Source organism: Mesorhizobium sp. B2-9-1 (assembly GCF_006439455.1).
Taxonomy (GTDB): domain Bacteria; phylum Pseudomonadota; class Alphaproteobacteria; order Rhizobiales; family Rhizobiaceae; genus Mesorhizobium.
The window spans coordinates 1-13,482 of sequence record NZ_VFTP01000004.1 but is presented as its reverse complement, the minus strand read 5'-3'; the positions used below and the strand labels follow the sequence as shown (position 1 = coordinate 13,482).

At 64.0% G+C, this 13,482-nt stretch carries 10 protein-coding genes; 8 read left to right on the top strand and 2 right to left on the bottom strand.

The annotated features are described in order from the left end of the window. Nucleotide 1 precedes the first annotated feature (1 nt). Entirely contained in the window at nucleotides 2-676 is a 675-nt protein-coding gene (locus FJW05_RS27695; protein ID WP_246673318.1) for an antitoxin Xre/MbcA/ParS toxin-binding domain-containing protein, read from the bottom strand. A gap of 107 nt (nucleotides 677-783) precedes the next feature. Between FJW05_RS27695 and ileS the strand changes: the two genes are divergently transcribed. Continuing rightward, nucleotides 784-3,747 carry an isoleucine--tRNA ligase gene (ileS, locus tag FJW05_RS09985; RefSeq protein WP_140631068.1) on the top strand — a complete coding sequence of 988 codons (2,964 nt, stop codon included), beginning with the start codon at nucleotides 784-786 and terminating at the stop codon, nucleotides 3,745-3,747. Between the two features lie 361 nt (nucleotides 3,748-4,108). Beyond that, nucleotides 4,109-4,783 (top strand): hypothetical protein, encoded by a 675-nt coding sequence (locus FJW05_RS09980; protein WP_140542481.1) that lies wholly within the window; start codon nucleotides 4,109-4,111, stop codon nucleotides 4,781-4,783. A gap of 126 nt (nucleotides 4,784-4,909) precedes the next feature. Here FJW05_RS09980 and FJW05_RS09975 read toward each other — a convergent pair whose 3' ends face one another. After that, nucleotides 4,910-5,365: a nucleoside deaminase gene (locus FJW05_RS09975; RefSeq protein ID WP_140542480.1), complete on the bottom strand. Its 456-nt coding sequence runs from the start codon at nucleotides 5,363-5,365 to the stop codon at nucleotides 4,910-4,912. Nucleotides 5,366-5,546: 181 nt separating this feature from the next. Between FJW05_RS09975 and FJW05_RS09970 the strand changes: the two genes are divergently transcribed. From FJW05_RS09970 to FJW05_RS09945, 6 genes are all read left to right on the top strand, one after another. Then, nucleotides 5,547-7,526 carry a pseudouridine synthase gene (locus FJW05_RS09970; RefSeq protein WP_140631064.1) on the top strand — a complete coding sequence of 660 codons (1,980 nt, stop codon included), beginning with the start codon at nucleotides 5,547-5,549 and terminating at the stop codon, nucleotides 7,524-7,526. Next, entirely contained in the window at nucleotides 7,507-8,061 is a 555-nt protein-coding gene (rsmD, locus tag FJW05_RS09965) for a 16S rRNA (guanine(966)-N(2))-methyltransferase RsmD (protein WP_140631061.1), read from the top strand. Before FJW05_RS09970 ends, rsmD begins: the two co-directional genes overlap by 20 nt. Nucleotides 8,062-8,144: 83 nt before the next feature. Beyond that, nucleotides 8,145-9,506, top strand: a complete 1,362-nt coding sequence (locus tag FJW05_RS09960) for a pitrilysin family protein (protein ID WP_140631058.1) — start codon at nucleotides 8,145-8,147, stop codon at nucleotides 9,504-9,506. Between the two features lie 137 nt (nucleotides 9,507-9,643). After that, nucleotides 9,644-11,086, top strand: coding sequence for a pitrilysin family protein (locus FJW05_RS09955; protein ID WP_140631055.1), 1,443 nt, complete (start codon nucleotides 9,644-9,646; stop codon nucleotides 11,084-11,086). Further along, nucleotides 11,083-11,940 (top strand): patatin-like phospholipase family protein, encoded by an 858-nt coding sequence (locus FJW05_RS09950; RefSeq protein WP_140631053.1) that lies wholly within the window; start codon nucleotides 11,083-11,085, stop codon nucleotides 11,938-11,940. Before FJW05_RS09955 ends, FJW05_RS09950 begins: the two co-directional genes overlap by 4 nt. A gap of 530 nt (nucleotides 11,941-12,470) precedes the next feature. After that, nucleotides 12,471-13,482: hypothetical protein (locus tag FJW05_RS09945; RefSeq protein WP_210239091.1), on the top strand; the 1,012-nt coding region annotated here is incomplete at its 3' end.

The window sequence follows — 13,482 nt, the reverse complement described above, 5'->3', positions numbered from 1 at the left end:
CTCAGGCAAAAATGCCATAGTCTATGCGATGGAGTTCTTCCTCCACCAAGACGGCGCCCGTCTCGGACTGGAGTAGGTTGATAGGTGTTTCGCCGAGCACCTTGCTGTGCTTGCGGAGCCAGCGTTGGGCTTTTTCATGGCTACCGAATACCCGATCTGCCATCGCCGAAATCCGCTCTAGCCGCACGACCCGATCAGATTCGGCAACTGTCAGTGCTTCGTTTCGCTCTTTGCGGCGAGCCAACGTGCGTCGCGGACCAACTATTCTGTAGATTTCGTCATTGCTGAAGCCTCGCTGACGAAGGCCTTCGAGCCTGGCCACGGGGACGAGAAACCGGTCTGATACCGCTGCGGACAACGTCGCGGCCGCCTTTGTCTGAGCGCTGATATGCGAGCTGGACATGGTTTTGGTTCCGTTGCCATTTGCCCATGAATATAGCGCAAATGGCTCATGCCGCAAGAAAACTGACGGCAGAAGGGCTTCCAGCGGGGAAATGCCGTAGAGTTCAGGCTTTTCAAGCCGCCGCGCCTCGTCTAAAAGCCACGCCATGACGAGCTTTTCGCGCCTTTTCGCGATCGCGATACGAATTACGGGCCCGGTGTTCCGGGCGGCCTGAGCGCCGCTGGAGCCGCCGGGTGTTTTCGCGCGCGCCCCTCGCGTTTTTTTCATGAACATCAACGCATATCGCCCGAAGGTGGCTTCGTTTTTGGGAAAACGATATGCGTCAAAGCAAGACTTGAACGCCCGGCTTTTGTCGTCGGGTACCCTGAGATGGCAGATCAATGACCGACACTGTTGAGACGATCGACTATTCCAAAACGCTTTATTTGCCGCAGACGGATTTCCCCATGCGCGCCGGCCTGCCCGAGAAGGAGCCTGGCTTGGTCAAGCGCTGGCAGGGCATGGACCTTTACAGAAAGCTGCGCGAGGAGGCCGCCGGCCGCGAGAAATTCGTGCTGCATGACGGCCCGCCCTACGCCAACGGCAACATCCATATCGGCCATGCGCTGAACAAGATCCTCAAGGACGTCATCAACCGCTCCTTCCAGATGCGCGGCTATGACGCCAACTACGTGCCGGGCTGGGACTGCCACGGCCTGCCGATCGAATGGAAGATCGAGGAGCAGTATCGCGCCAAGGGCAAGAACAAGGACGAGGTGCCGGTCAACGAGTTCCGCAAGGAATGCCGCGACTTCGCGGCTCATTGGATCAAGGTGCAGGGCGACGAGTTCCAGCGCCTCGGCGTCATCGGCGATTTCGACAATCCCTATACGACCATGGCTTACCATGCCGAGTCGCGCATTGCCGGCGAACTGTTGAAATTCGCCATGTCCGGCCAGCTCTACCGCGGCTCGAAGCCGGTGATGTGGAGCGTGGTCGAGCGTACCGCGCTCGCCGAGGCCGAGGTCGAGTACCAGGACTATGAGAGCGACACAATCTGGGTGAAATTCCCGGTCGCGAGCCTCGCCCAGCCGGTCGCCGGCGCCGCGCCGGCGCTGGACGAGGCCGCGCTCGATCTGGTCGAGGCGCATGTCGTCATCTGGACGACCACGCCCTGGACGATCCCCGGCAACCGCGCCGTGAGCTATTCGCCGCGCATCGCCTATGGCCTCTATGATGTGACGGCGGCCGAGAACGCATTCGGCCCGCAGCCCGGCGAGAAGCTGATCTTTGCCGACGCGCTGGCCGAGGACTGTGCCGCCAAGGCCAAGGTCGCGCTGAACCGGCTTCACAGCGTCTCGGCCGAACAGCTTGGGAAGCTTACGCTTTCGCATCCTTTCAAGGGGCTAGGCGGCGGCTATGAATTCCCGGTGCCGATGGTTGCCGGCGAGCATGTCACCGACGATGCCGGCACCGGCTTCGTGCACACCGCGCCCGGCCATGGCCGCGAGGACTTCGACGCCTGGATGGAAGCCGCGAGCGAGCTGAGGGCGCGCGGCGTCGATACCGCGATCCCCTTCACGGTCGACGATGCCGGCTTCTTCACCAAGGACGCGCCGGGCTTCGGCCCCGGGCGCGAGGGCGGTGCGGCGCGCGTCATCGATGACAACGGCAAGAAGGGCAATGCCAATCAGGCGGTCATCGACGAGTTGATCAAGCGCAACGCGCTCTTCGCGCGCGGCCGGCTGAAGCACAGCTATCCGCACTCCTGGCGCTCCAAGAAGCCGGTGATCTTCCGCAACACGCCGCAATGGTTCGTCTATATGGACAAGGACCTTGGCGACGGCACCACGCTGCGTAGTCGCGCGCTGAAGGCGATCGACGACACCCGCTTCGTGCCGGCGGCGGGCCAGAACCGCATCCGCGCCATGATCGAGGAGCGCCCGGACTGGGTGCTGTCGCGACAGCGCGCCTGGGGCGTGCCGATCGCCGTCTTCGCCGACGAGGACGGCAATGTGCTGAAGGACGAGGCCGTCAACCGGCGCATCATGGACGCTTTCGAGAAGGAAGGCGCCGACGCCTGGTTCGCCGAAGGCGCCAAGGCGCGCTTCCTCGGCAATCACGATGCCTCGAAATGGCACCAGGTGATGGACATCCTGGACGTCTGGTTCGATTCCGGCTCGACGCATGTCTTCACGCTGGAAGACCGTCCGGATCTCAAATGGCCGGCCGACGTCTATCTCGAGGGCTCGGACCAGCATCGCGGCTGGTTCCATTCCTCGCTGCTCGAAAGTTGCGGCACCAGGGGCAGGGCGCCTTACGACACGGTCATCACCCATGGCTTCACCATGGACGAGGAAGGCCGCAAGATGTCGAAGTCGCTCGGCAACACCGTCGTGCCGCAGGACGTCATCAAGCAGTCCGGCGCCGATATCCTGCGGCTCTGGGTGGTGACGACCGATTATTGGGAAGACCAGCGCCTCGGCAAGAACGTGCTGCAGACCAATATCGACGCCTACCGCAAGCTCAGGAACACCATCCGCTGGATGCTGGGCACGCTGGCCCATGACGACGGGCAGGATGTGCCGGTCGAGACGATGCCGGAACTGGAACGGCTGATGCTGCATCGGCTGTCGGAGCTGGACGAGGTGGTGCGCCAGGGCTACGACGCGTTCGAGTTCAAGCGCATCACCCGCACGCTGCTCGATTTCATGGTGGTGGAGCTTTCGGCCTTCTATTTCGACATCCGCAAGGACGCGCTCTACTGCGACGGACCGTCGAGCCTGCGCCGCAAGGCGGCCGTGCAGGTGGTGCGCCACCTCTTCGAATGCCTGGTGAAGTGGCTGGCGCCGATGCTGCCCTTCACCACCGAAGAAGCCTGGCTCGACCGCCATCCGCAAGCCGTGTCGGTGCATCTCGACCAGTTCCCGGCGATCCCGCAGAACTGGCGCAACGAGGCGCTGGCCGAGAAATGGCGCAAGGTAAGGCAGGTGCGCCGTGTCGTCACCGGCGCGCTGGAGATCGCGCGCGCCGAGAAGCTGATCGGTTCGTCGCTCGAGGCGGTGCCGGTGGTGACGCTCGACGACGCGGCGCTGGAAGCAGCGATCGCCGATGTCGACATGGCCGAGATGGCGATCACCAGCGATCTCGTCGTCAAGCATGGCAAGGCCCCGGAAAGCGCCTTCACGCTCGACGACGTCAAGGGCGTGGCGGTTGTGGTGGAGAAAGCCGAGGATCGCGGTCTGGTCAAATGCGCGCGCTCCTGGCGCTACACCGCCGATGTCGGACGGGATCCGGAATTTCCGGATGTCTCGGCCCGTGACGCCGCCGTGCTGCACGAATTGAAGGCGCTTGGGCGGCTCTAGATGCATGTCGCCCAAAAGTGTCCGGGCGGTTTTGGGATAACGACATGCATCAGCCAATAAATGCATGTCGCCCAAAAGTGTCCGGGCGGTTTTGGGATAACGACATGCATCAGCCAAATAGGTATATGTCGCCCAAAAGTGTCCGGCGGTTTTGGGATAACGACGCGTCAAACAAGTGCAAAAGCAGCGCGCCGGGTGGCCCGAAACCGCCCGTGCGTTGCCCTTAACGAGCGGTTGAGGTAAACACGCGACACTCCGGCAGACAAATTGTCGCCGGATTTCCATCGCAAATGCGGGGAAGCAGGGGACCGTGCCCTTGGCCGGTGGCGACCGAAAGGCTGTTAGAGTGGGACTTTATGGCATGACCGACAGAACGTTTGCGCGCGCCGCGCTGCTGGCGCCGCTTGTGGTATCGGCCGTCGCAATGTCCGGCTGCATGAGCTCGCCCACCTACGGAACCGACAAGACGGCCGCCGCGCAGCTCTTCGACGACGTTTCCGGCGCCGCCGCGATCACGCCGAAGCGTCGCGATCCGATCGACTACAAGCCGCGTCCTGAGCTGGTGAAGCCGGCCCCGGGGCAGAAGGAAAACCTGCCGCCGCCGCAGCAGAGCATCGAGACGGCGAGCGCCGACTGGCCCGAATCGCCGGAGGCGCGCCGTGCCCGTATCCGCGCCGACGCCACCGCCCATCAGAACGATCCGAACTACCAGGCCGAAGCGGCCGAGGATGTCCAGACCGATCCCGAAGCGGTTAAGAAGGCGATGGCGGAGTCGGGTTCAAGCCACCCCCCGCGCTGGTCGCCGGATGATTCCAGCGCCACGCGCCGCGCCGAGGTTCAGCGCCGGCTGGCCGAACAGAAGCAGGGCGATCCGACCACTCGCAGATATCTGAGCGAGCCCCCGCTTGCCTATCGCCAGGCGGCCGCCACCGCGCCGCAGAACGAGCTCGGCGAGGACGAGTACAAGAAGGAGCGCCGTCTCAAGGCGCAGGCCGAAGGCAAGAAGGGTGGCTGGTTCGACTGGCTGGGGCTGTGAACAGTCAGTAGTCAGTAGTCAGTAGTCAGTAGTCAGTAGTCAGTAGTCAGTAGTGACTACTCACTACTCACTACTCACTACTCACTACTCACTACTCACTACTCACTAACCACTACTCACTTCACCTCACCCGCCATCCCGTCTCTCGCGAAAAAAATCCTTGAGGATGAGGGCGGCGTCGCTTTCGCCGATCCCCGCATAGATGTCCGGCGTGTGGTGGCAGGTGGGCGAGGCGAAGAAGCGCACGCCGTTGACCACCGCGCCGCCTTTCTCGTCGGCGGCGCCGAAATAGAGCCGCCGCAGCCGAGCGAAGGAGATCGCGCCGGCGCACATCGCGCAGGGCTCCAGCGTCACATAGAGGTCGTGGCCGGTGAGACGCTCGCTTGCGAGCTTCCGGCAGGCCTCGCGGATCGCCAGCATCTCGGCATGCGCTGTCGGGTCCGCCAACTCGCGCGTGCGGTTGCCGGCTTTCGCGACCACCGTGCCGCCATTGGCGATCACGGCGCCGACCGGCACTTCGCCGCGGCCGGCGGCCGCTTCGGCCTCTTCAAGCGCCAGGGCCATGAAATCCGGTCGTTTCAAGGGGTCTCCATTCCGATTACTCCTCGCCACCCGACAGCGATCCTGTTATCTAGCGCGAGACCTTGAAAACCGGAATCGGTTTTTGCCGCGCTGGCATATGCGCAATAATCAAGATGACACCGCCTGCGCTGGGCGTCCGAAAGGGCGTGCTGCGCTGTAGCAGGTGAAGACGAGCGAAGTAATGAACGACGACAAGAAATCTTCACGCGGGCCGCGCAAAGCCGGCTCGAAACCGGCGGGCCTGCGAGACGGCAAGCCGGCCTACGGCGCCAAGAAGCCGTTCGCCAAGCGCGAGCGGCCCGCGGCTGCCGAAGGCGAGCGCCGCTATGGCGAGCGTAGCTATAAGCCACGCGAAACGGTCGAGGGCGCTGGGCGTGCCGAAAAGCCGTTCCGCAAGGGTCCGCGCCCTGACGGCAAGCCCTTTGAGAAGCGCGATGGCCGCAAGCCTTACACACCGCGCGGCGACCGGCCGATGGCGGCCGAAGGCGAGCGCCCTGCCCGTGACTTCAAGCGCAGCTACAAGCCGCGTGAAACGGGGGAAGGCGGGGAGCGCGGCGACAGCCCGTTCCGCAAAGGTCCGCCGCGCGACGGCAAGCCCTTCGACAAGCGTGAGAGTCGCAAGCCCTATACGCCGCGTGGCGACCGGCCGGCGGGGGCCGAAGGCGAGCGGAGCGAACGACGTTTCGACCGCCCCAAGCGCGCGTTCGATGACCGTCCCAAACGCGATTTCGCCGACCGGCCGAAGCGAGACTTCAGCGATCGTCCGCAGCGCGATAGCATCGCAAGAAAACCGGAAGGTGGCTTCAAGCCGCGGCCGCGGCCCTCGGAAGCCGCGCCGGAAAGCGGCGAGCGCATCGCCAAGCGGCTGGCGCGCGCCGGCATCGCCTCGCGCCGCGACGCCGAGGAACTGATCGCGGCCGGCCGCGTCAAGGTCAACGGCAAGGTGCTGGACTCGCCAGCCTTCAATGTAAGCGCCAACGACATCATCCATCTCGACGGCACCGAGATTCCGCCGATCGAGCGCACGCGTCTCTTCCTGTTCCACAAGCCGGCGGGAGTCGTCACGACCAACCGCGATCCGGAAGGCCGTAGGACCGTCTTCGACGTGCTGCCGCCCGACCTGCCGCGGCTGATGACGATCGGCCGGCTCGACATCAACACCGAGGGCCTGCTGCTCTTGACCAATGACGGCGGGCTGTCGCGAGTGCTCGAATTGCCGGCCACCGGCTGGCTGCGGCGCTATCGTGCGCGCGTCCACGGCAAGGTCGAGGAGAGCGCGCTCGCCGGCCTGCGCGAAGGCATCGCCGTCGACGGCGTCTTCTACGGCTCCATCGAAGCTTCGCTCGATCGCGAGCAGGGCTCCAATGCGTGGCTGACGCTCGGCCTGCGCGAAGGCAAGAACCGCGAGGTGAAGAACATCCTCGGCGCGCTTGGCCTCGACGTGACGCGGCTGATCCGCATCTCCTACGGGCCGTTCCAGCTCGAGGACCTGCCGGAGGGCCATGTGCTCGAGATCAAGGGCCGTGTGCTGCGCGAGCAGCTTGGCGAGCGGCTGATCGAGGAGTCCGGCGCCAATTTCGATGCCGAAATCCAAAAGCCGTTCTCCAATAAGCCGGTGCGCGGCGGCGGGCCTCGCCGTGAAGAGACCGACCGGCCGAAATTCACGCGCGACGGCGACCACCGGCCGATCGGCGAGGGCGGGCTGATCAAGGCGCGCAAGCGCCGCGAAGGCAGCCGCGACGAGGCGCTGAGCAAGCTCTCGACAAAGCCAGACAGGGCATTTGGGCCAGACAGGGCATTTAGGCCGGACAGGGCGTTCGGCGAGCGCGGCCCGAAATCCGACCGCGGCGGTTTTGGCGACAAGCCGCGGTTTGGGGGCAAGAAATCCGAGCGCGAGCAGCGGCCGATCGAGCCGCCGGGCCAGCGCAAGGCCAATGTCTGGATGGCGCCGGGCGCCCGGCCGATCGGCAAGGGCAGGGCGGAAGCCGACGCCGCCAAGGCCGCCGAGGCCAAGGCGCGCAAGGCATCCTACAAACCGGGCGGCAAGGGAAAGCCGGGCGCGAAGCCGTTCGGCAAGCCTCGCGGCGAGCGTCCTGAAGGCGATGGCGGCGACAGGCCGCGCGGTCCGAAGAGGGGCGGCGATGCGGATCGTCGGCGGTGAATTCCGCGGGCGTCCGCTGGCGACGCCGAAAAGCAACGCAATCCGCCCGACCACCGACCGCACCCGCGAGGCGGTGTTCAACGTCCTGGCGCATCGCTACGCGGAAAAGCTCGAGGGCGGCCGCGTGCTCGACCTCTTCGCCGGCACCGGCGCGCTCGGACTTGAGGCATTGTCGCGCGGCGCCTCCTACTGCGTCTTCATTGAGGAATCGACGGAAGGGCGAGGCCTGATTCGCGAGAACGTCGAGGCCTATGGACTCACCGGCCGCACCAAGATTTTTCGTCGTGACGCCGCTCATTTGGGCGACGCCGGCACGATCTCGCCCTTCGGCCTGATCTTCGCCGACCCGCCCTATGGCAAAGGGCTCGGCGAGCGCGCGCTGCGCTCGGCCAAGGCCGGCGGCTGGCTTCTGCCTGGCGCGCTCTGCGTCGTCGAGGAGGCTGCCTCGGCGGCGTTCGAACCGGGCGCCGGTTTTTCCGTGATGGACGAGCGCAATTACGGCGAAACGGTCATTCGCTTCATCGAGGTTGGGTAGCACCGCCTCGAAAATGACTCACAATTCACGTTGCCTCGCCAACAACCTTGCCTATCGTCGCGCAACCGCGACCGGAGAACTTGATGAGACGAACAGGGATTAGGCTGCGCACAGCGCTTCTGGCGGGCGCGCTGGCGCTTGCCGCGGCCGCTCCGGCCCGTGCGGTCGATGTCGGCGCGGTCAAGGATTTCCTGCTCGACAACGGCATGGAAGTGGTCGTCATCCCGGACCATCGCGCCCCGATCGTCACCCACATGGTCTGGTACAAGATCGGCAGCGCCGACGAGCCGCCCGGCAAATCCGGCATCGCGCATTTCTTCGAGCATCTGATGTTCAAGGCCACGACCAACCACGCCGCCGGCGAGTTCGACCGCGCCGTGTCCGAGATCGGCGGCTCCAACAACGCCTTCACCTCTTACGACTACACCGCCTTCCACGAGACCGTGCCGCCTTCGGCGCTCGAGCAGATGATGGGCTTCGAGGCCGATCGCATGCGCAACCTCATCCTGACCGACGATGTCATCAAGACCGAGCGCGACGTGATCCTGGAGGAGCGCCGCTCGCGCATCGACGGCAACCCGCAGGCGGTGCTCGACGAGGAGGTCGATGCGACGCTCTGGCAGAACCAGCCATACCGCATTCCGGTGATCGGCTGGATGCAGGAGATGGAGCAGTTGAACCGTCCGGACGCGAAAGCCTTCTACGACGCCTATTATCGACCGAACAACGCCGTGCTGGTGGTGGTGGGCGACGTCGATCCCGACGCGGTGAAGGCGATGGCCGAAAGGACCTACGGCAAGGTCGCCCGCGGCCCGGACCTGCGGCCGCGCATCCGTCCCGTCGAGCCCGAGCAGAACACGAAGCGCACGGTGACGCTGACCGACGCGCGCGTCTCGGTGCCGAGTTTTTCGACGCAATGGGTGGTGCCATCCTATCACACGGCCAAGCCCGGCGAAGCCGAGGCGCTCGACCTGCTTGCCGAGATCCTCGGCGGCGACAACCGCAGCAGGTTGTACCAGCAGCTCGTCGTCAAGCAGGGTATCGCTTCCGAGGCCGGCGCCTACTTCCAGGGCACCATGCTCGACGCCACCAACTTCACCGTCTATGGCGCCCCGCGCGGCGACGCCAAGCTTGTCGATATCGAGGCGGCGGTCGATGCCGAGATCGCCCGCATCGTCAAGGACGGCGTGAGCGACGATGAGCTGGAGCGGGCCAAGACCCGCTATGTGCGCTCCATGATCTTTGCGCGCGACAAGCAGGACGACATGGCCAACATGTACGGCTCGACGCTTGCCACGGGCGGCAATGTCAAGGACGTCCAGGAATGGCCCGACCGCATCCGCAAGGTAACCGCCGATGAGGTCAAGGCGGTCGCCGCCCGCTATCTGGTGCTCGATCGCTCAACCAGTGGCTATCTCTTGCCGCAGCAGCAGGCGGGGAATTGATGATGAGCATGGTTCTTGGCCGCACGAGCACCTTTCCTTCTCCCCGCCAGGCTTCCCCTACTCCCCTTGTGGGGTCCGAAGGACGGGGCGAGACCCGTGGCTCGACCCCGGGCGGTGGCCGAGCGACGCTCGGTCGGATGAGGGGTGTTCCAGCTTGGCAAGGACGGCGATCCTTCCAACACCCCTCAACCGTCTCGGCGCTACGCGCCGACCCACCTTCTCCCGCAAAGGGAGAAGGTGGGCGCGTCTATCGCGCCTTCGCCATCCTTTGCTTCGCCCTGTTCTTCCTGCTTTTGCCGGCGCTTGCCGCGCGCGCCGAAATGAACATCCAGGAGGTGAAGTCGAAGAAGGGCGTCACCGCCTGGCTGGTGGAAGACCATTCGATCCCGCTGGTTGCGATCCGTTTCGTCTTCGACGGCGGCACGGCGCAGGATCCGGCCGGCAAGGAAGGCCTGGTCAACCTGATGACCGGCCTGTTCGACGAGGGCGCCGGCGACCTCGACAGCGAGGGCTTCCAGGTGAAGCTCGACGATGCCGGCGCCGAGATGAGTTTTCAGGCCGCCCGCGATGGCATCTATGGTTCGATCCGCATGTTGTCCGACCAGAAGGACGAGGCTTTCGGCCTGCTGAAGCTGGCGGTGAACCGCCCGCGCTTCGACCAGGCTCCGATCGACCGCATCCGCGCCCAGATACTGTCCGGTATCCTCGCCAATGAGCGGGACCCCAATACGATCGGCCAGCAGCGTTGGCTGCGCGCGATCTACGGCCAGCATCCCTATGCGCGGCCGGACGAGGGCAACAAAGACAGCCTCGCCACCATCACTGCCGACGACCTCAGGACCTTCCACAAAGCAAATTTCGCCCGCGGCGGCCTGCATGTGGCGGTGGTGGGCGATATCGACGCCGCCACGTTGAGCGGCAGGCTCGACGAGGTGTTCGGCGACCTGCCGGACAAGCAGGCGCTGGCGCCGATTGTCGACGTCACGCCCAAGCTCGGCCAGCAGCTCGAAGTGAATTACGACTTGCCGCAGACCTCCCTGCAGCTTGCCTGGCCGGGCGTGAAGCGAAGCGATCCCGATTTCTACGCCGCCGCGCTGATGAACGAGATACTCGGCGGCTCGACATTCACGTCGCATCTTTACGAAGAGGTGCGCGAGAAGCGCGGCCTTGCCTATAGCGTCAGCTCAGATCTCGTCGATCACGAGCATTCCAACGCGCTGCTGGTGACGACGGCGACGCGTTCCGACCGCGCGGCCCAAACGCTTGCGATCGTGCGGCAGGTGGTGAAGGACATGGCCGACAACGGCCCCTCGGAGGAGGAGCTCGCGGCGACCAAGAAATACATGGTCGGCGCCTACGCCATCAGCAATCTGGATTCGTCCAGCTCCATTGCCGCGACGCTGGTGGAGCTGCAGATCGATGATCTCGGCATCGATTATATCAAGCGGCGCGCGGCTCTCATCAACGCCGTGACGCTGGCTGACGTCAAGGCGGCGGCGAAGAAGCTCCTGTCGTCCGACCCGGCGGTGATGGTCATTGGGCCGCCGCTGGTTCAGGTGGCGGGAGGCCGCAAGGGATGAGCCCGACCTTCGGGGTGGCCTTCGGCGGCGGCGGCGCGCGCGGTCTTGCGCATATCCATATCATCGAGGCTCTCGACGAGCTTGGCATCAAGCCGGCGGCGATTGCCGGCTCGTCGATCGGCGCCATCATGGGCGCCGGCATGGCCGCGGGCATGACTGGAGCGCAAATCCACGATTATTCCCGTTCGATCCTCGGCAGCCGCGCTGAAATGGCGGCGCGCATGTGGCGGTCGCGGCCGGGCACGATCGCCGAAGCCATGCAGGGCGGCATCCGCGTCGGCCAGTTCAATATCGAGCGCATCCTCAAGGCGTTCCTGCCTCAGGATATCCCCGCCACCTTCGAAGAGCTGAAGATTCCGCTCAAGGTGACGGCGACGGACTATTTCGGCCACAAGCTCGCCGTGTTCGCCGAGGGTGAATTGCATTCGGCGCTCGCGGCCTCGGCCGCCATTCCGGCGGTGTTCCGCCCGGTGGTGCGCAATGATTGCCTGCTGATCGACGGCGGCATCTACAATCCCGTCCCCTTCGATCTCCTCGAAAAGGATGCCGATGTCATCATCGCAATCGACGTGGTCGGTGCGCCGAGCGACGCCGAGCGCAAGCATCCGACCACGGTCGACCTGATGTATGGCGCCTCGCAGCTGATGATGCAGTCGATCATCGCCAACAAGCTGCAGCAGTCCAGCCCCGACATCCTGATCCGCCCAAAAGTCTCGAAGTACCGCGTGCTCGATTTTCTCAAGATCGAGGCGCTGATGGCCGAGACGGCGGAGATCAAGGACGAGCTGAAGCGCGCCGTGGAGAAGGCCGTGGAAGCGCATGGCGGCAGGCAGGGCAACAAGAAAGCGGTCTGAGAGCATCCTCCAGCCGCATCGCTTCAGGTGCATATGGCTGCGACCGAGGTCTGACACCGAAGTCTGAAACGGTCGCCGCAAAGGTCCCTTATAAAGCAAGACCTAAGGATAGAGCGAAGTATTCTTTATACTGAATGGCCGAATTCGCGCCCGGATTTGAGTGTTGTCATTAACTCTTCATCGAATTGCCCGTTGACGCACGCTGCGGTAGAGTTAATAATATCCTAATATAGTAGCGTGAACAATCTCGAGACCGGCAACAACGAGATACTGTGCTACTGGGGTAGGGGAAACGCAGCGCGGCATCCGCAGCCGCTTTTAGCCGTCACCATCGAACCGCCACCCGCCATGAGACACCATGTTGTATTTGGTGCGCTCGGGCCGGGGACGGGCAGGTGCGGCGCGCCGGGCGCTAGGCGGATCCTCCTCCCCGCACGGAATTTGGACGCCGATCTTGGCGTCGTTGCATGGGGTAGTTAGCCGCCGTGGCGGCCAAAAAAGGCGCGCGAGCGTCTGTGGAGGAAATGACGATGAGTGACATTGGCGATGGTGTGCTTCTCGAGGCCACGTCGATTGGTTCCGGCACAGGTAACTACGATTCCTTCTTCCGCTTGCAGGCGACAGGTGTCGAGCAAGGCTTCAACACCGATCAGAATGGCAAAGTCCTCGACGACAAGGCCTCGTTCACACACAGCCTGCAATGGGGCAATCTGCAGCCGATCACCGTCAATGGCATCCAATATATCGAGTTCCGGCTGGACCTTAACGAAAACGTCAATGCCAACATCACGCTGACCGATCTCAGGGTCTATATTTCCAACCACGACGCGACCATCACAGACTATGATGCCGGCTTCTCCGGCTTCGTCTCGGTCTTCGACATGCCCGGCACGCAGCTGCTGACGGACTCCAATAGCGGTTCCGGCACGGACGATTACCGCGTGCTTGTCCCGGTCAGCTCCTTCCTCAGTGCCGGCGCGACGTCCAGCTCCTACGTCACGCTCTACTCGAGCTTCTCAGGTTCGGACGGCGGCTTCGAGGAGTGGCGCACCACGACGGTCCCAAGCGTTTCGACCCAGCCCGGAATCGCCATCGACAAGCAGACGGTCGACGGCGCGGTCTCCGGAGATGGCCTGAACGTCCTTGCAGGCGATTCGATCTCCTGGAAGTATACGGTGACCAATACCGGCAACGTTGCGTTGTCGAACGTCGTCGTGACCGACGACCACAACGTCGTCGTCTCACCGGTGCTCAGCAGCGGCTTCAATATCGGCGACACCAACCACGACAACAAGCTCGACACGACCGAGACCTGGATTTTCACCGGCTCCGGGACGGCGATCTCCGGGAATTATTCCAATATCGGTACTGTGACGGCTTCAACCGGTACGGGCACCGTAACCGATTTCGATCCTTCGAATTACTTCGGCGCCGATCCTAAGATCACCATCGACAAGGTGACGGCGGACGACACGGCGTCGGGCGATGGCCTGAACATCCTGTCGGGAGAGGCCATCTCCTGGAAGTACACGGTCACCAACA

Excerpts from the sequence above, each read along its gene's own strand:
- FJW05_RS09950 (WP_140631053.1), top strand. The coding sequence starts at position 11,083 with ATGAGCCCGACCTTCGGGGTGGCCTTCGGCGGCGGCGGCGCGCGCGGT.
- FJW05_RS09980 (WP_140542481.1), top strand. The coding sequence starts at position 4,109 with ATGACCGACAGAACGTTTGCGCGCGCCGCGCTGCTGGCGCCGCTTGTG.
- FJW05_RS09960 (WP_140631058.1), top strand. The coding sequence starts at position 8,145 with ATGAGACGAACAGGGATTAGGCTGCGCACAGCGCTTCTGGCGGGCGCG.
- FJW05_RS27695 (WP_246673318.1), bottom strand. The coding sequence starts at position 676 with ATGTTCATGAAAAAAACGCGAGGGGCGCGCGCGAAAACACCCGGCGGC.
- ileS (WP_140631068.1), top strand. The coding sequence starts at position 784 with ATGACCGACACTGTTGAGACGATCGACTATTCCAAAACGCTTTATTTG.
- rsmD (WP_140631061.1), top strand. The coding sequence starts at position 7,507 with ATGCGGATCGTCGGCGGTGAATTCCGCGGGCGTCCGCTGGCGACGCCG.
- FJW05_RS09970 (WP_140631064.1), top strand. The coding sequence starts at position 5,547 with ATGAACGACGACAAGAAATCTTCACGCGGGCCGCGCAAAGCCGGCTCG.
- FJW05_RS09955 (WP_140631055.1), top strand. The coding sequence starts at position 9,644 with ATGAGGGGTGTTCCAGCTTGGCAAGGACGGCGATCCTTCCAACACCCC.